This window comes from Chitinophaga pinensis DSM 2588 (genome assembly GCF_000024005.1).
GTDB lineage: Bacteria > Bacteroidota > Bacteroidia > Chitinophagales > Chitinophagaceae > Chitinophaga > Chitinophaga pinensis.
The window spans coordinates 5,269,327-5,287,247 of record NC_013132.1 but is presented as its reverse complement, the minus strand read 5'-3'; the positions used below and the strand labels follow the sequence as shown (position 1 = coordinate 5,287,247).

Sequence of the window (17,921 nt, the reverse complement as noted above, 5' to 3'; positions counted from 1 at the left end):
CGAAAATATCTTAGATTTAAGTGTGAGTAAAAGAGTGTAGCCGCCGGGCACTTTACACCTGGTTACGTGAACATGTTTTAGCTGAATGTAAGGGACAATGCACAGCAGCGTATCGATGCCCATCTAGATGCGGAGCCATCAACTTAGTAGCTGCGAGTGAAGTTGTTGGACTTATCCGTAAGTATCCTGATGCGCTGTTACCCGGTTTTTTCGTACTCTTATGCAGATAGCCAACTGCTTAATGAGTTTACCAGCGCCTTTTATTTTGGCTTTTCGAATTTAGCATCAGCAAATGCTTTATATTAGAGTATAATACCACCCATGATAAAAAGCTTGTTCTTTCTTGCGGCGCTGCTGCTGTCTATGATAATCCATATATCAGCTCAATCTCACGTTGCTACGAAGGGGTCCTTTTGCAGATATGCCAAAAACAGCCTGAGAAATAAAAATGTGTATGCAGAAGGTCATACGCAATGCCCTGCGTGTGATGCAGAGGATGCAAAAGAAGCTGTTGCCCGAAAAGCGGAGGACAAGCGCCGCGCGGACGTGAGAGCTGCGGAACGCGCCGCAATGGCCCTGGCGGAGAAACAGGCGCAGGAAACAGCACTTAAAAACAAAAGGGCGGCGGATAAAGGCGTTACGGAACTCGCGGTAACAATGCCCGCCAATAAAGCAAACACTGGAACTCCCACTAAGAAGGCATTCGTTGCAGTAGACGGAATGGCTGCAGGTTGCCTATACGACGACGCCGAAACGGACAATCATTTAGTATCTTCTATGATTTTTGACATTAACCAGGGTGAGCGCAATAACCGGGTTTATAAATTGTACAAGGACATTAATTACTTCGTGCTTAACAACAAGAAAATCCTGGACAATGATGAATTCAAAGCTTGTATTGGTGCAAGAAGACCTAGTCTGAATCCGGAAAACCGTGACAAATTTCCACCAAGTATCGGGATCGCTATCTTAAACGAAACAGCAGGCAATCATGTAATTTCCGATCTGGTAGACGCTACCGGCAAGCGATTGCTGAATGATGACAACATCTCGACAATAGTTCACTTTTCCGGGGACTATTTTATATTGCTGGAAGGAAAGTCTTTTGGGCGCGGTGCGGCCCCGCATGCTTCTTATGACTTTCCTAGCGGTGCAATATATAATTACAAAACCAAACGGCGGCACGAACTGCAGCCGTTTCAGTCGGCTAATCGCAGGCATGTTGAAGTAGGCTGGGTGGTGAATGGTACTTATATGGATAAAAAGAAGCTCCGCGATAAATCCACTTATGATGCTTTTTTTGAAGTGATTACCGGCGATCATGTCAGTATGATATACTACATTACCAAAGAGGGCAAACTGGAAGCCGATGAAATTAGTAAGTAAACTAAAAAAGTGACACCTTGAAATATCTTTTCCTGCCGATACTACTGTTCGTTAATATCTTTTCTGTACAGGCGCAAAAGTTAGCTTACGAGCGTGCGGATCACTATACAAAAGTATTAAGCAGCTACCAGATGGATGGCAATAATATCTCCTATACTATCCGCGGTTCAAAATATGAATTCAGCTATCCTGAAACCAGTTTCAAGATAGCTTTCTATAACCAACTGGCCACCCATGCCGTATACGTCAAATACGGAGGGAAGGAGGTGCTTTTCTTGACGGATAGCATCAACATGGCGAAATTAAAAGGAATTACCCGCCACGAAATGAGTGATGAGGTAATTATCGTCAGGATACATTTAGAAAGAGGTGCATCCTCAATTATCCGCGATATCGAAGAAGGAAAAGTAGTGTCAAGTATAAAAAAAGAACACGTCGACGTTTACTTTAAAAACGGCGCCACACTGGGTGGGTTTATCAGTACCCTTTATCGGCTGTGTTTTGAAATGAAGGTAGCGCAAGGCTTGATTACGCAGGCAGAGGTGGATACACAAAACCACGACTGGGGTATGACACCGGAAAAGTTTATCAAGAAATATCCGAATTCCATTTTTAACATGGAGGCGGAACAGATTATAGAAAAAAGAACGAAGACGCAAGGAGAGTAGAGGACCACCACGCCCATAGCAGATATTCCGCTTGTGCCCAGTAGTGGAATAAACTCGAACCAACTTGTGCTGATTATTAATAAGTTAAGTTATGAAAGCTAGATTATTTGAAATAACGTGCCGCAATCATAGCTTCGCAAAGCAAAAATTCTATTTCTATAATTACACTCGTTCACTGGTGATAGAATAACGAGCTTTAAAAACTACTATTATTCATGAAACATATATTGCGCATCTTGTTCCTTTGTATTATTTGTACTGGCAATATATGTTCCAAAGCGTTCGTAGGTCTGTCGCCATCTCCATACTACACTGGTATTAGGTATACCAAAAAGAATTGTTGTCCGCAATAAAGATGCCTTGTTTTTTAACATATGCTTGATTACTTCAGCCTTAAAAATTCCTCTATAGCTTCCGTTGCGAATGCTTAACTCCGCAAGACCACGTTCCTGATAATGTAATATCCAGTCGCGAACAGTGCTTTTGCGCAACCCAGTCTTCTTGCTGCAATTCTGCAGGATTCTTTACCGGCCTTAATAGAACGAATCGTTAAAATCTTCGTTTTTTGGCTGTATTTGCTTTGTTTATTCATAATAAGTGCCCCCAAAAGTGTCTAACTTTTTGGGGGCATTTCATATCTTCACTGACACCACTAACTTATACTTTTTACGATAATTATAACTACCCTGGTAAGCTCGCTTTTGCGGGAGCAGATACCTTGAAATTGCAGGCGTCGGATACACTTTATCCGACGAGAAGACCGGTGACAGATATGTTGCAGGGATTGGTGACAGGCACTAAAGTGCGGGTACTGGGTACAGATAAGTGGCTCACAACGACTCCCTACTATAATGATAAGTGGCAGGTTGTACAGACTATTAGTGAAAATAACCAGGGTGGTAAAGATATAATTTCAACATTGTATAATTTTAAAGGTGTAATACTGACAGCTTATCTGCGTCATCAGAATCCCAGAAGTGTGACGGCACAGACGACTTTGCTGACAAGCATGACCTATGATAACGGAGGCCGTCTATTGACAGTACGTAAGCGGTTAAATGATAATGTGGCTGACGAAAAAATTATCGCATCCAACAGCTATGATGAATCCGGCAGGCTGCGTCTTAAACGTCTGGGAGTCACAGCAGCAGGAAGTCTATTAGATACATTAAATTATGCCTACAATATCCGGGGTTGGTTACAGGGCATCAACAAAAACTTTGTAAATAGTGGTAATGTCGCATCTAACTGGTTCGGACAGGAACTGAGTTATGACTATGGTTTTACAGATAATCAGTTTAACGGCAATATCGCCGGTGTTAAGTGGAAAACCCGTGCAGATAGCGCCATGGCATATGGCTATAATTATGACAGGTCCAATCGTCTGTTAAGTGCAGCCTTTACCCAGAGAAATGGTGACAACTGGGCATTGAGAGTAAAAGACTTTTCTGTCACTAATATAAGTTATGATGCGAATGGCAATATCAAAACGATGTTGCAGAAGGGAATGGTTGGTACAGCTAGTAAAACGATTGATAGTCTGGTATATACCTATCCAGCGAATAGTAATAGGTTACTTGGCGTAAGAGAAATTGATTCATCTATTACGAGACCTGCAATGTTAGGGGATTTTATAGATGGTAATACCGGTACTAAAGATTATTCTTATGATGCGAACGGTAATATGATCGCAGACCTGAATAAAAAAATTGCTTCCATTACCTATAATCACCTGAATCTTCCTGAAGTTATTACAGTAACTGGTAAGGGAACAATTACCTACACCTACGATGCTTTAGGTACTAAATTATCAAAAACAGTCGTTGATAATATGGGTAGTAGTCCTATGACGACTGTCACAAGATACGACGGCGCATTTGTTTATAAGCAGGACAGTCTCGAATTGATCAGCCATGAAGAAGGTAGGATAAGAGCTGTTTATAACAGTGGCGCAGCCATCCAATATGCATATGATTATTTCGAAAAGGACCATTTAGGAAATGTCAGAACAGTTCTGACAGATCAGACGGACTTTACGATGTATGCTGCTACTATGGAGACAAGCATGGCAGAGAAAGAAGTTGCGTTATTCAGCAATGTGACCGAAACCAGAGTTGACAAGCCAGCAGGATATCCTCAAGATGAGACAACGCAGGAGAATAAATCCGTAGCTAAATTAAATGGCAAAATTGGAGGAAAGAAAATAGGACCATCTATAGTGCTGCGAGTAATGGTTGGTGATACTGTACAGATCAATGCACGGGCCTTTTATAAATCTGAAGGACCGACGGATAACGGAAACCAAGCACCTATTGAGGATATGGTGTCGGGTTTAGTGCAGGCTTTTGGAGGTGGCACTAGCGAAGGGTCTTCACATGCGGCGACGGATATATCAAATGGAACTCCGTTTACTAACGATTTTTATGAAAATGCCTATCAGCGCCTAAAAGAGAAAAATTCTGATAATGGTTATTCAGATCGTCCGAAATCATATTTAAATTTTGTATTGTTTGATGATGATTTTAAATTAGTAGAGGATAATAGTGGTGTTAGGCAGGTGAAGTCGAGTCCGGATGAGTTGCAGGAGATTGGTGTAGAAAAAATGGCTGTGGCGAAGAGTGGCTATATGTATGTTTATACCAGCAATGAGAGTCAGCAGGATGTGTATTTTGATAACGTAGTGATGGGAGTGAGTAGTGGGCCGTTGTTAGAAGAAACACATTACTATCCTTATGGGCTGACGATGGCGGGTATTTCTACAAATGCGTTAAAGGGAGTGAATTATGCCGTAAATCGGCATAAATATAATGGGAAGGAGTTGCAGACTAAAGAGTTTACAGATGGTGCAGGCCTAGAATTGTATGATTATGGAGCAAGAATGTATGATAATCAAATCGGCAGATGGCATGCAATAGACCCTTTGGCAAGCAAATGGAATAACTATTCTCCTTATAATTATACATTGAATTCTCCCGTAAATTATGTTGATCCCAATGGCAAAGATGTATGAATCGGTGTTCAGATAGATGGAAATGGTAATTGGACAATTACTTTTTCATCAACTATTTATGTAACTGGGTTTGAAGCCGATCAAAGAGTAGGTGAATATAACTCGTTCCTGAAAAATCACACTAACCTTTTGAGTAATACCTCAAAAAATGAAGATGGAAAGACTACAACTACTGTTAATTTAGATTTCAAGTATGAGCTGGCAACAGAGAAAGATATAGCTAGACTTAATGATGAAAAAACTAGAAATGGAGATAACTTACTTCAACTTGAGGATTCTGAATATCAATCTGCTTCTGGTGGATTTAGTAAGGAACTATATGCTAAAGATAAAAATCCTGTGCCTGGCAAATGGGACAGGATAGGCATAGAACACTTCACAGACTTTTCAACAAGAATGGGGAATTCTCATAAGCCAGAGGGACGTTATTATGGCTCTGCTCCGACAGCCTTTCATGAGGTGATGCATTTGTTCGGACTGAAAGATTGGTATAAAAATGTCACGGACCAAAGAGTGGTGGGTAATGATGATATGATGAATAATAGCCATTCAAGTTCTCCCATAATGCATCAAATTCATTGGAATAATTGGGGTAAGGATATAAAAGCTAGGCAACAGCAGGAAGGTAATAGTTTTATTTTAAATCATTTTGTTGAATAGTTTTATGAAGCGTCATCTAGTTTTATATTTTATGCTCATCGTTGGTTTCTCTTGCAACCGTGTAATGTTTGTAGAGAAAAAAGATTTAATTAATAGTCATAAAGGATATCTTATTTTTTATTATGAATCAGAAGAAGCTTTATTTTTCCCTTCGAAAGATTCTGTTGATTCCGAGTTTCTAAGTAAGTCGCATAAAGATGGATATAGGATTGCAAGTAGTGAGAACGACTTAGTTTACCTAAGAAAATTGGCCGTCAGCCAAGCTATTGTTAAAAATATATTGCAGAATGGCAGATCAATACAAGTGCCGGACTCAGTGAAACTTATTCCTGTGAAAGTAAAGTACTATTGGGGAGAAAAAAGTGCATTGAAACTTCAGAAAGCTATTGATGGTTCGAATTCCATAAGATTTGAGTATTCGAATAAGGAAATAAAGCTTTCTTATAGAATTTATGATTATAGACGTGTAATGTCAATTGATCTTATAAGAAGAAGTGATATAGAAAAATCCGCGCGGCTGTATGTGCCATCCGGTCAACATGAAAATTAGTTCTAGGTGGTGGGTGTAAGTAACATGATATGGCTAGTGAATGAGATGTTTGGTGTGATTATTAAAAAGTTACAATTTAGGTGTTCAATTCTGAAGATACAGCAACCACTGAATGACGGGGAACTCCTGGAATTATTATCCCATTCCTAACAATCCGGGTACACATTCAATCCGACCTTTCCGCTTTAGTGCCCAGTGGCGGTAGATACTCGAACCATTTAGCTTTTATAATCAGTAAATTAGTCTAATGCTGTTTGAAAACGTTGATTTGATAGTCCTTTACGTCTGACTAACAAGTATGTAAGTTTAAAACATATGGAGTGACTAGATTTATGTGTCATTGGGGGTATATAAAAAGGTGGTATTAATGAGTTTTTGGCCAAAATCTGTAAAAATTGTAGATTTATCAATTCCCGAAAATACTTTCATGAAGCCCCCATATTATAAACATTGACATCTATGAGTCAAAAACAATACGCCTCATTCTCAGACAGATTTCTTGAGTCGTTTGCTGGCTCTTCTATATTTAGCGAGCCGAAGGTTGCAATAATCGAATTAATAGCTAATGCTTGGGATGCTGGTGCAACTGAAGTCAAAATTAAATGGCCAGAAAAACATGAGGATCCTTTTGAAATAACGGACAATGGTCATGGAATGACAGAAACAGAGTTTGAGACCAGATTTATGGTACTTGCCTACGAAAGGCTTAAGGAGATGGGAGGATTCGCTCATGTTCCTCCTGATCATAAAGATAAGATTGCCTTGCGACCAGCCTTCGGAAAAAATGGAAAGGGACGTTTGGCTAGCTTTGCTTTCGGAGAATCGTTCAAGGTCTCAACAACAAAGCAGGGTATTGAGAGAATATTTAGAATTTTCATTGATAATAATAATCGTCTCGCGTATCAAAAGATTGATGAGAAAGAAAGTAGCATTTCTCATGGTACTACTATCTTTATTGAGAAGGCATTTAAACCTAGATTAAGTTTTGAGGATGCAAAGAAGGAAATCGGAATGCGATTCTTAGTAGATCCAAATTTTACTGTTTGGGTTAACACTGAAAAGGTCAGCTTTGAGGACGTTCCCAAGAATCATATCAAAGAATATAATGTTGAGATTAAAGATATTGGGATTTTTCCTGTTAAAGTTATTGACGTTCAGGCTACGGACAAATCTACGCAACTTCATGGTATTGCTTGGCAGGTTAAGAATCGTTTAGTGGGTGAGTGTACCTGGAAAGGGAGTGGAAGTGAACATTTGATAGATGGCAGAAAATCTGTAGCGAAGAGATATATATTCATAGTCAATGCTGATAGTATCGAAGATGCGGTACTGCCAGATTGGACAGGCTTTAAAAATTATGATGATAAATACAAAAAATCGTGTATTGCTATTTATACCAGTGTAAAGGAGCATATACTTGATTTGACAAAAGGACAAAGAGAAGAGGCGTTTAAAGATATAGAGGGTAGTATAAAGCCTACATTGAGGAAAATGGGTATAGTAAGCAGAGAGAAATGGGAGAAATTTGTAAGGGAAGTGCAGGAGGAATGCCCATCAATTGGAAATGACGAGTTGGAAAAAATCGCTTCGTTATTGGCGAAACTTGAAACTTCTGAATCTAAATACGGCTTAATTAACACCTTGGCGAATGCCTCTGTTGAAGATCTAGATAATCTCAGTAAGATTATTGAAGAATGGGATATTGATGTCGCAAAAATCGTATTAGACGAAATAGAATGGAGAACTAAATTGATAGAAAAGTTGCAATCGAAGGTGTTGAATGAGGGTTCAGATGAAGTTCAAGAACTTCAACCACTCTTTCACAGAGGGCTTTGGATTTTTGGTCCTGAATATGAGACTATCGAATACACATCGAATAAGGGAATGACTCAGGTGATTCAACAGTTATTTGGCTCTGAAATAAAAGGTAGCTCCACAAGGCCAGATTTTGCAATTTTAAAGGATGGGACTGTGGGATTATATTCATTGCCCAAATTTGATGAAGATGATTTTGGCGAAATAGGGGTAGATCGTTTGGTTGTAATTGAATTAAAACGTCCTGGTATTCCCATTGACCGAGAACAAAAAGGACAAGCATGGAAATATGTAAAGGAACTTTTTTCCAAGGGGTTGCTGAAAGATTACTCTCAAGTTGTTTGTTTCGTACTAGGTAGTAAAATTGATCCACTCGAATCAGGAAAGAGCACTGAGATGAACGGTAGAGTGGTGATTTTTCCCATGGAATATGATATGGTGATGCGAAGGACAAAGAGTAGATTGTTAAACTTACATGAGAAAATACGTCAGGCACCATTTCTGAAAGAGACAAGAATAAGAGCATATTTGAACGACAAAGCTCAATTAAATATGTTCGAAGCGTGATGTAACGTAACTTATGTTTGTATGTTTGAACTTTCCCATCTTAATAGTGAAATATTCATCTATATTGAATCGATAAGTATTTCTAATAAAACGCTATTAACAGATTTTATAGAATCAAATAACTTTTCTCGTTTTTTTGAAATTTTGGGGCTTGAATTTCCTATAGATGGTCCTACTATGCTTTTATTCAAAAACTATGAATATCGGAAAAGAGAAGGGTCTATTTATTCTTTGAATCTATCGACTATTGACAGATTAAGACAAGAAGAAAGAGTCTCACTTATAGAGGATTCTTTTATCGTTAGAGCAGAAATAGATTTGACGGGAATTAAAGAGGATGTCTTTGGAAAGTCAGTCAGTCATAGGTTTTTGGAAGAAAAATACTTTTGGACTTATCGTTTTCACCTTGGGTCTGCGTATGGACGCACTTTTCAACTACCGAATAAGGGCGGAACAAGATTAATTATAAAGGATGTTGGACAGGGAAGTTGGACGGAAATTGAAGTAAACAAAAAGTTGACATTGATTTTCGATGCAGGAACTCATTATTCAACAAAAGCTTCTAAGGTTGCTTCAATGTATGATAATCGAGATTTATTATATCAAAATGATTGTCCCGGATTGATAATTTCACACTGGGATGTTGATCATTATCATTTTCTAAAAGTGATGACCGATACCACAATATCATCATTGAAGTTTATTCTTTGCAGAAATTTTACACCGTCATTGATGTCCCGTGTAATATTCTCAAGGCTATCTAGACTTAATAAAAACTTCATATCAATCAACGCGGATACACGGAAAGTATTTATAAAAGAGACCCCACTTTTCTCTTATTATGATAATAAGCGATTTACAATTTTTAATTCTGGATATAGTCGAAGTAGGAATAAGGATGGACTTTCCTTACTAATTAGAACTGCAACTAAAAGCGTGCTTTTGACAGGCGATCAGCATTATGGGCAATTCGATCATTTTGTTATTCCTGGTTATCTAAACTATAAGCATCGACATTATTTGATAGTTCCTCATCATGGAGGAAATGCGGGGTCGTATAATTTTAACTTACAGCCGAACGTGAAGAAAGAGGATGCAATCATATCGGTTGGCAGTAACACTTATGGGCACCCATTCCGATCAATTCTAAAATGTCTGGGGACTGCAAAATTTAATGTACGTAGAACTGATATCGTAGGAAGGGATATAGATATTCATCTTTAGGTAAAAATTTTCAGGTGTAATATTCACGGGGCCTAGTCCGGAATCGAACTCGTTTTAGATTGATTACCAAAAAATTATAAAATATGGAGATAAGCTATAGAAACGTCAAATCCCGCTCTAAGAGCGGGATTTGACGTTTTTGTGCCACAAACCGGAGCCTTTTCGAACCAAATGGTATTAATTGTCAATAAATTAAGAGATTTGTATGGTTCGGCCTCATTACACACGCAAGTGGTAAATAATATTTCAGTAGCAAACGCTCCAATATACCGATGCTCAACCTAGTTTATGCTCCATAATTATTTGATCATCTGAAAATATACTATCTTTTAATACCGCGAGCGCCTCATCAACGTCTTGGACAAACCATATTACTGCCAAATCTTTTTGAGCTCTCGAACAACAAACGTAAAACAATCTCCTGGTACGGTCCAAAACGGATTCGGTTCCCTCTGAGATATTTTCGGTATCGGTATCCGAAAGAGGTTTAAGTCCGAGTAGTTTCTCATAGGAGTACAAAGTGGACCTTTTGCCTTCCTCGTCATCCAATATAACTATAACACGCTTAAATTCGGATCCCTTTACGTCATGCTGCGTTGAGTACACAGACTCTTCTCTTATATACTTATCATATCCTAATAATTGGTTGACTGAGCATTGAAAGTATTTCTCAAGTACACGTGATATAGCTTCTGCATTCTCAATCAATAAAGGTTCATCACGTAGCTTGGCGGCTATTCTTTCATCAAGAACAGCTAAACGTCTCGTTTCAATAAGATCTAAGATTTGGGCAACAGAAATGTTCGGGTCAGCAAACAAGGCAACTAGTTCTTTTATAGTTTGATCCAAAACCTTCAGGTCTTCTGCACTAATTTTATGCTTCTGCAAATACTCTTTTTCTAAAATCGGCGAAAATGCTCTAAGCAGAGTCATCACGTTGGACTGTTTTCCAATTGACTGAGCCTCGATTAAAGGGAGTATATATTTCTGGAATAAGGAAAGAGCCCAGCTATTTCCTTCGCTGAAGCCGCTTCCGATGGACTCTGGCGTTCCATCCTTAAAAGCAGCATGCAGTTGTTCAAAGCCTAATCTTTTTGCTGCCATTCGGTGTTCCAATACTAAAATTTTCAGATCGGAGCCACTATCATCGCGCCAGGCAGGATCTTGTTCCTCGCGAGCAATAAAATTCCTTACCTTTTCCACATTCGTTGACCTCTCTTCGTTAGCAGGTAATATGAATAACCGTGCTGAACCTACAACCGGAGTTAGCATACCGCCAACGTTTTCCATTTTACCACCTGTTTGTTCAATTTGATCTGCCGGTTTTCTTATCAGATTGATCAGTTCCAATACGGCAGAAGCACATCGAAAATTTTCCGGCTTAACAATAGTTTTCCAATTATCTCGGTCAGGAATTTTTCCAATCCCTGTTAAGTAGATTTTTTGCATGGGATCTCCAAAAAATCCTAAACAAAAATCCGACTGCTTTTGGGCGTCTACGCTAAGAAAACATTCGACAACGTTGGGGGCAGTATCTTGGCTTTCATCAATGAGTAAAAACGGAAATTTTTGTATAACTATTTTCTTTAGTAGGGTCTTACCTTGTATTAATTCTGGTACCATTCTGAGTATATCAGCATGTCCAATTATGCCCTTTGTGTAATCTGCCCCAGTCTCATAGCGAAAATTGTTCACGGAATCTATCAATCTGCTAACCTCTTCCAGTCGCAAGAACTCTGCTTGGTCTTTATCCTTAGTTTTTTGCTGTACCCTAGGGCCATATTCTTGGATAGCTTGCTGAATTTTCGCTATTTTCTCTCGTACCCGCTGTTTAACCCAGTCTTTAATGTCTTTTTGAAACGGGCTGATAATCTCCCAAAGGAAGCTATGGATTGTTGATACATGAAATAAAGAATCTCCCTGCACATCTCCGATAATTTCATCAACAGCATTGGTAGTATAAGTAACACAAGCTATTTTCTGGCGTTTTGCCCTAAGTTGATTGCCGTATCTACTTCTAATGTAATCCAGTCCTTTAATAAGCGAGGTGGTTTTTCCTGATCCTGCACCTGCAATCATCACAAAACTTTGCTTGGTATCAATACAATTCCTTAATTCGTGATCAGCTGAAGTGTCGGGTTTATTGATTCTACTGGTAGCCATAGTAATAAATAATTAAATAATCATTCAAAAGTATTGGGTTCTTTTTCTCCTTCCTCAGCAGGGAATGTTGGCTGTAGTATAGTATCCTCATGAATATTGACGTATTCAGGTAGGGTATTGAATGGGTGGGGTGGATTTAACATTTTATCTAGCCAATATAAGCCATCTTTAATATAAACTGGAACGTTCCATTCGTCCGCATTTGCCATTAATAGACCCAATGCAAAATTTGTTTTTTCGAAATTGGATGACTGTACTCGTCGGCTTATTCGAGCTGAAATTTCACTAACGGTTAGTTGCTTTGTCTTTAGAATGACTCTTAGGTTGAGGTGTTTATTTTCAATTTTTTGCGTCCATTCTAGGTTTTCGAAAGCAAATGCTTCTTCTAATGTGCGCCCGCAATTAGTATCAGTTTTACCTTCCCAATTTATCTCCACTTTGTTTTGGAAACAAACTTGAACAGAAGCGCGGTTGGTGGCCGATTGGATGCGGGTACGCTCCTGTTCAGAACAGGTTAGGATCTCAGCTATTTTTGTTTTTTTAGGTAACCAGTGCCGTAAAGTATAATTTGACGTGATGGCATCGGGCGTACTGTACGAACATGCCCCAGTCTTTTTTTTCGTTTTACCTTTCTGCTCCTCTTCTTCGCTATCCTCCTCATCATCGTAATCATCTTCTTCAATATCCTCCTCATTATCCTCTTCTTCACTTTTCTCGCTCTTATCTGCGCTTTCTGTCGTTTCATTGTTAGGAGGGAGTGGTTTAGGGGGAAACACACTATCCAGATCTGTTATGACAAGGGTGGTTAAGCCAAGAAAAGAAATCAATTGCTCGAATCGATACGCAAAGGCCCCTCCCACCTCAATTACTGATAGATAATTGGATTGCAGGCTTTTTTGGCATTTTTCGATCATCAGTGGCAATAATAATCTTTCCACATTTCCCTCAACCAAGATGGCTGCATCTGCAAAAAATAAATCGCAATGAGTCAATTTCATATACTTCTCGAGAAACTCCCGAGAGTCTTTTTCACTCTCATTGTAAAAGGTAGACAGGTTCAATACCTCAGACACTGGAGATTTTGAAACTTCGGAAGTTCGCCTGAAGTATCTTATCGGTAAAAATCCACTTTCATAAATAATATGCGGAGAGTGGGTACTGACGATCAGCTGGGTATTGAAGCCGTCATTCTGCCCGCTTGGATTAATGATATTTAGAATTTGCCGGATAAATACCTGTTGAAGTTGTGCATGTAGATGTGCTTCTGGCTCTTCTATGAGAATCAAATGTAATGGTGCTTTAGTATCTGTATCTTCTTTCCATCGCTCATGAAAATCTAGAATTTCAATCACCATATAGATTAGGTTTTTAAATCCAAGTCCATTATACTTATCCGGAAGGTCTAAATCGCCAATAGAATAATGCAATTGTGCGTACTGGCTTACTGATTCCTGACTATAGGCGGCTTTGATGACAAGTTTAGGATTAGTAAAACCTGGATAGCCTAATTTATTTAGGCTATCTAATGTGGGCTGAAATACCTTTTCCAGATGCTGGGTTAGCAGTGATTCGGAATCAAACAAAGCCTTATAGATCTCAGGATCGTTTTCTCTTTTTTCTAGGTTGCGATCGTAAAATCGGTTAAACCTTTTCGACAGATCCTCCGATCTGCCTGTGGATATGTTATCTGAGAGATGACGTTGGGCGTTTAAGAAGTCTACTTTGATCAAAGATCTGATTATAGCAGCACCAGTTTTCTTGTTGTCTTTATCTTCATGTAGAGCATGGGGAGTGTAGGAGGGATCAATGATGTTATAGTTCCGATCAAATTGTGTAGCGTCTAAAACAAAATAATTGATTTCATATTCCTGGTTAAGTCTTTTGGTTAAGTAGTCGGACAGATCCTTGGGCCAGGGCTGAAACATATCTTTCCCCTTTTTCTGGGCATCTGCCTTGGCAGTCTGGTATTCTAAAAGTAAGTTATCATGTCCTTTCGGCGCATACATTAGTCGTATTCCTACCGGTTGCGAAGCCCAATCCAGATTGGGTAGTAGGTCAATAATATAGTTCAAATCATCTTCACTAACTTCAAACCATAAATCGAGGGAGATTGTTGGCAGCTTGTAAATATCTTCGACAATATTGGTTGACTGGGAAATATCCTTAATTAGTTTCCAGCAATCGACGCTGAAGTCATGTAAGGAAAAGTCAGCCTTTCCACTGAGAAATGACTGAAATATATGAGTGGCAGAGGTCTTACCACTATTGTTGGCTCCTACAAAAATTGTTGTGTCCTTTTGTATATTAATTTTAACGTCTTTAAGCCTACGGTAGTTTTTTATGCATATCGTTTTTAGATACATAAGTTTGGGATGTTAAAGGTGTTGACAATCGTTCAATGTGGAATTTGCATTCAAGGCAATATGTGGCAATATATGGAATATCTAAAAACGTTAGCTCCCACTTAAAATAAATGGGTATCATTACTTATGTAATAGATGTGCAAACGAACTGTAAATACCAAAAAATACAAACTAGGTGGTATTTTTTTTCATGCGAGGAGGCTATCTTTATAAGACAGCGTTTAACGGATTTTTCGAGGTATAGGTACCCTTTCGGGTGTAATTAAGTTGATTTTTTTTACCAGGCGTTTGAATATATAGCTCGACCAATTTGATCTTAGTTCTGCAAGGTCTGAAGGCTATTGTAGAACGGTGTATTATGGATCCGGAAATATCCTCTGTGTATAGTATTAAGCACTATTTTTATTTCTTAGTCGTGTCGGGATGTATCAGGAGGGCCTAAATAAGGAATCTAGGCAACACGTTCAAATAATTGGAATTTTATAACTGCAAATTGTCAGAAATGCTATTTTGACTATTTGTAGATTTCCAAGATACTTCTGTCACGTGCGAAAATAGCCTTCATGCTTATGGCATGGGTTGACAGATTAAGCGTGTGTACTACAGATTGGTCAATCCACTCATGGTAGATCGTTTTCTCTATCAGCCGGTTGTCTTCTACATGCTTCGAATTCAGGTATAAACATGCCTCAGGTGATATTGGAAAATGAAACTCGTAATCTCCCTCAAATCCGCCTAAGCTGACCACCTTACCATCATATATTGTAAACCCGGGATTATCAGACGTGATGAACTGCCAGCCCACTGGAGGATGCAGTATGTATTGTTTTAACCGGTAAAAATCATTAGTTAATTCAGCAATTACTGTAAACTGGCCCTTGTTTATGAATGCACTGAGGTACATATCATATTGATAATTAGCGTCCCGGGAGCGGTTCGCAAAATGTGTTCTTATTTTCGTTTCCAGATGCGACACAGGCTCTTTAAGACCAGTTTGTTCTGACAGATATTCCCTAAACCTTTTTATGCCTTCCTCACTTTTATAACCGTTTTTAAATGCTTCAATAAGTCCTTCGCGGGTTGAAGGGTTTCTTCTCTTTATAGTGGCGAGTGTTTCCAAAAAAAGGCGATATCGATGCTTGTCTATTACTTGTGCGCCCCGTTGATATTTGATAATAGTTCCAATAATTTTTCCATAGCCAATCTCCTGGTATTTAAAAGACTCTTTTTCTACGTAGTAGTCATCGGTATTGTCATGGTTCAACAGATTACGTTTATCCTTAAAACGGTTTGCATCAACCTCGTAGCAGACTTGAGCAGGCGTTTTGAGCGATATTTTCCTGTAATCCTTTTTAAATTGCCAAAGCGAGTTTTGAAAATTGGTAAAGACTTTTAAATATCCTTCCGGAACGTAGTGATGTTTGGTGGGAGGATTGTTCATTGATGCGAATGTTTTATAAGGTTTTTTATTTTTCGTCACTCTATCCACCGGCTGTATAAAGCCGAGGCTTGGCGTTACTGCAATTTATGACTTTGTCGGTTATGTATTGCTTTTTTAAATCCAGCAACACCTTTTTGAAAGAAATCTAAAATCGATAAAGGTGTTCACACAAGCGGTGGATTTACGATTGCGTTGAATATAGCCCGTGATGTTGGGATTTTAAAGGCGAAACACCTCGAAATTGCTTGACAGGTACTCAATGCTGTCTGACAAGGTCTAGTCAACTATCATTCATGTTCTAGATGCTATATGTTTAGTCAAATGGATGTAAACTTCTTTCTTTTTAGGCTTGCTAAACTCTATGTATAACGAGAATATCTATGGATGGTATCAAACAGCATAAAACACTAAACACACTAGTATTGCGGGTTTAGTGTTTTATGTGCCCAGTAGCGAAGTATAATCGAACCCGATAGCGTTGCCATCATTAGATAAGGGTAATAGACTTCTAGGTCTAGTTCATTATAGTATTTCCTGTTTGTTTATGGGTTTTAAATTTTTTAGTGCAATGCAAAGAACATTTGGTAACATAGCGGATGCTAAATGGAACATGTCTGACTGGCTCATCAAATATTGACTATTGCATAATAAAAAGTTATCGTTCTTGGTAGTCTAATGCTTGTTGGATGAATGTCATCGCTTTGTCTATGTCGGAAATAGAGTGAATACCAAATTCTACATCGCCATTTCCCCATCTTCCAAGTCCGGTGATATCCTTACACAAATTTTCAGGATCAATAATCTCGGAGAACGGCATATTTAGCGACAAACGAAGGCGGGATTTCTGCGGATCAATGGATTTGCAACAAAAAAATAGACACCAGGTTAAGCCGCTTGTTTGATTAAAGAATTTCCAAATTGTTCAGGTGTCATATATCCCAGTCGGGAGTGTATTCTCCTTCGATTATACCAGATTTCTATGAACTCAAATATTTCTCTTCTGGCAACCTCAAAGGAATCGTAAATGATGTTAATCCCTGTTTCTGACTTGAGAATTTTGAAAAAGTTTTCACATACACTATTATCCCAGCAATTTCCTTTACGGCTCATGCTTTGCCTTATTTGACCTGATTTGAGCAATATCCGAAATTCATGACTGGCATATTGTACGCCTCTGTCTGAATGGATGATCATATGCTCTTTTACAGACCTGTTCCTGATAGCCATTTTCCACGCTGCTACTACTGTTTCTGCTGCTGTCATCCCTTTACTCATCGCCCATCCCAGTATCTTCCTGTCAAACAGATCCATAATGACAGTGAGATAGAGCCACCCGGATTTTGTACGGATATATGTAATGTCTGAGACCCATTTTTCTGATGGTGACGTTGCAGTGAATTCTCTGTTTAATATGTTAGAAGATACCTCTTTGTCATGATTAGAATCCGTAGTACAGACTTTAAACTTACCTACAATTACACTACGGAGCCCTTTTGACCTCATGATCCGGGCTACTCTCCGTTGTGATACATGTATTCCATCTGATTTGAGTACCCTGGTTACTTTAGGACTTCCATACCGGCCTTTGCCAGAACGGTATATTGCTTCAATTCTATCGCTTAGAGCGTGATTCTCAATCGCCTGTTTTGAAGGTTTTCTAATTAACCAGGCATAATAGCCACTGCGGCTTACTTTAAACACTTTACACATCTTCCCGACATCAAATTTGCCACTATGATTCTTTATGAACCTGAATATTTGTTGCCTTCCTTGGAGAAGATGGTTACCGCCTTTTTTAGGATTTGATTTTCCATTTCCGCCTCCTTGAGTGCTTTCTTCAAAGCCTGGATCTCCTTTTGCTCCGGTGTCAGATCCTGCTTCCCATTGCCAGGAAAACTGCGTGCGCCACTCTCATTATGCTCTCTGGTCCAACGACGAACCATATCGACTCCTATACCAAGGTCTTTAGCAACATCTGAAGCCGCTTTGCCCTTCAGATAAAGTTCTACTGCCATCTGCTTGAAGGCCTTATCGTAGCTACGTCTTTGTTGTTTACTCATTACTTCAAAGTTAA

Annotated in this window: 12 protein-coding genes; 7 read left to right on the top strand and 5 right to left on the bottom strand. The window is 38.9% G+C overall.

What is annotated here, in order from left to right; all coding sequences use genetic code 11:
• Positions 1 to 321 precede the first annotated feature (321 nt).
• The 7 genes from CPIN_RS21000 to CPIN_RS20970 all read left to right on the top strand — a co-directional run bounded on the left by CPIN_RS21000 (position 322) and on the right by CPIN_RS20970 (position 9,880).
• Positions 322 to 1,386 carry a hypothetical protein gene (locus CPIN_RS21000; RefSeq protein WP_012791851.1) on the top strand — a complete coding sequence of 355 codons (1,065 nt, stop codon included), beginning with the start codon at positions 322 to 324 and terminating at the stop codon, positions 1,384 to 1,386.
• 17 nt (positions 1,387 to 1,403) lie between these two features.
• Positions 1,404 to 2,054 carry a hypothetical protein gene (locus tag CPIN_RS20995; RefSeq protein ID WP_012791850.1) on the top strand — a complete coding sequence of 217 codons (651 nt, stop codon included), beginning with the start codon at positions 1,404 to 1,406 and terminating at the stop codon, positions 2,052 to 2,054.
• 565 nt (positions 2,055 to 2,619) lie between these two features.
• Positions 2,620 to 5,064 carry an RHS repeat-associated core domain-containing protein gene (locus CPIN_RS20990; protein WP_083781122.1) on the top strand — a complete coding sequence of 815 codons (2,445 nt, stop codon included), beginning with the start codon at positions 2,620 to 2,622 and terminating at the stop codon, positions 5,062 to 5,064.
• Between the two features lie 129 nt (positions 5,065 to 5,193).
• Entirely contained in the window at positions 5,194 to 5,724 is a 531-nt protein-coding gene (locus CPIN_RS20985) for a hypothetical protein (RefSeq protein ID WP_012791848.1), read from the top strand.
• A 4-nt stretch (positions 5,725 to 5,728) separates the two neighbouring features.
• Positions 5,729 to 6,274 (top strand): hypothetical protein, encoded by a 546-nt coding sequence (locus CPIN_RS20980; protein ID WP_012791847.1) that lies wholly within the window; start codon positions 5,729 to 5,731, stop codon positions 6,272 to 6,274.
• 459 nt (positions 6,275 to 6,733) lie between these two features.
• Positions 6,734 to 8,656 (top strand): ATP-binding protein, encoded by a 1,923-nt coding sequence (locus tag CPIN_RS20975; RefSeq protein ID WP_012791846.1) that lies wholly within the window; start codon positions 6,734 to 6,736, stop codon positions 8,654 to 8,656.
• 21 nt (positions 8,657 to 8,677) lie between these two features.
• Positions 8,678 to 9,880, top strand: a complete 1,203-nt coding sequence (locus CPIN_RS20970) for a ComEC/Rec2 family competence protein (RefSeq protein ID WP_012791845.1) — start codon at positions 8,678 to 8,680, stop codon at positions 9,878 to 9,880.
• 276 nt (positions 9,881 to 10,156) lie between these two features.
• Here CPIN_RS20970 and CPIN_RS20965 read toward each other — a convergent pair whose 3' ends face one another.
• The 5 genes from CPIN_RS20965 to CPIN_RS20945 all read right to left on the bottom strand — a co-directional run bounded on the left by CPIN_RS20965 (position 10,157) and on the right by CPIN_RS20945 (position 17,907).
• Positions 10,157 to 12,043 carry a UvrD-helicase domain-containing protein gene (locus tag CPIN_RS20965; protein WP_012791844.1) on the bottom strand — a complete coding sequence of 629 codons (1,887 nt, stop codon included), beginning with the start codon at positions 12,041 to 12,043 and terminating at the stop codon, positions 10,157 to 10,159.
• Between the two features lie 20 nt (positions 12,044 to 12,063).
• Positions 12,064 to 14,406 (bottom strand): ATP-dependent endonuclease, encoded by a 2,343-nt coding sequence (locus CPIN_RS20960; RefSeq protein WP_012791843.1) that lies wholly within the window; start codon positions 14,404 to 14,406, stop codon positions 12,064 to 12,066.
• A 514-nt stretch (positions 14,407 to 14,920) separates the two neighbouring features.
• The gene (locus tag CPIN_RS20955) at positions 14,921 to 15,847 is read right to left on the bottom strand and encodes a DUF4238 domain-containing protein (protein WP_012791842.1); all 927 of its coding nucleotides are present in this window, start codon (positions 15,845 to 15,847) and stop codon (positions 14,921 to 14,923) included.
• A gap of 885 nt (positions 15,848 to 16,732) precedes the next feature.
• Positions 16,733 to 17,593, bottom strand: coding sequence for an IS3 family transposase (locus CPIN_RS20950; RefSeq protein ID WP_245552119.1), 861 nt, complete (start codon positions 17,591 to 17,593; stop codon positions 16,733 to 16,735).
• Positions 17,590 to 17,907 carry a transposase gene (locus tag CPIN_RS20945; protein ID WP_012788446.1) on the bottom strand — a complete coding sequence of 106 codons (318 nt, stop codon included), beginning with the start codon at positions 17,905 to 17,907 and terminating at the stop codon, positions 17,590 to 17,592. Before CPIN_RS20945 ends, CPIN_RS20950 begins: the two co-directional genes overlap by 4 nt.
• Positions 17,908 to 17,921 lie beyond the last annotated feature (14 nt).

Coding starts and splice junctions, on each gene's coding strand:
- CPIN_RS21000 (WP_012791851.1), top strand. CDS start 322: ATGATAAAAAGCTTGTTCTTTCTTGCGGCGCTGCTGCTGTCTATGATA.
- CPIN_RS20980 (WP_012791847.1), top strand. CDS start 5,729: ATGAAGCGTCATCTAGTTTTATATTTTATGCTCATCGTTGGTTTCTCT.
- CPIN_RS20975 (WP_012791846.1), top strand. CDS start 6,734: ATGAGTCAAAAACAATACGCCTCATTCTCAGACAGATTTCTTGAGTCG.
- CPIN_RS20970 (WP_012791845.1), top strand. CDS start 8,678: ATGTTTGAACTTTCCCATCTTAATAGTGAAATATTCATCTATATTGAA.
- CPIN_RS20965 (WP_012791844.1), bottom strand. CDS start 12,043: ATGGCTACCAGTAGAATCAATAAACCCGACACTTCAGCTGATCACGAA.
- CPIN_RS20960 (WP_012791843.1), bottom strand. CDS start 14,406: ATGTATCTAAAAACGATATGCATAAAAAACTACCGTAGGCTTAAAGAC.
- CPIN_RS20955 (WP_012791842.1), bottom strand. CDS start 15,847: ATGAACAATCCTCCCACCAAACATCACTACGTTCCGGAAGGATATTTA.
- CPIN_RS20945 (WP_012788446.1), bottom strand. CDS start 17,907: ATGAGTAAACAACAAAGACGTAGCTACGATAAGGCCTTCAAGCAGATG.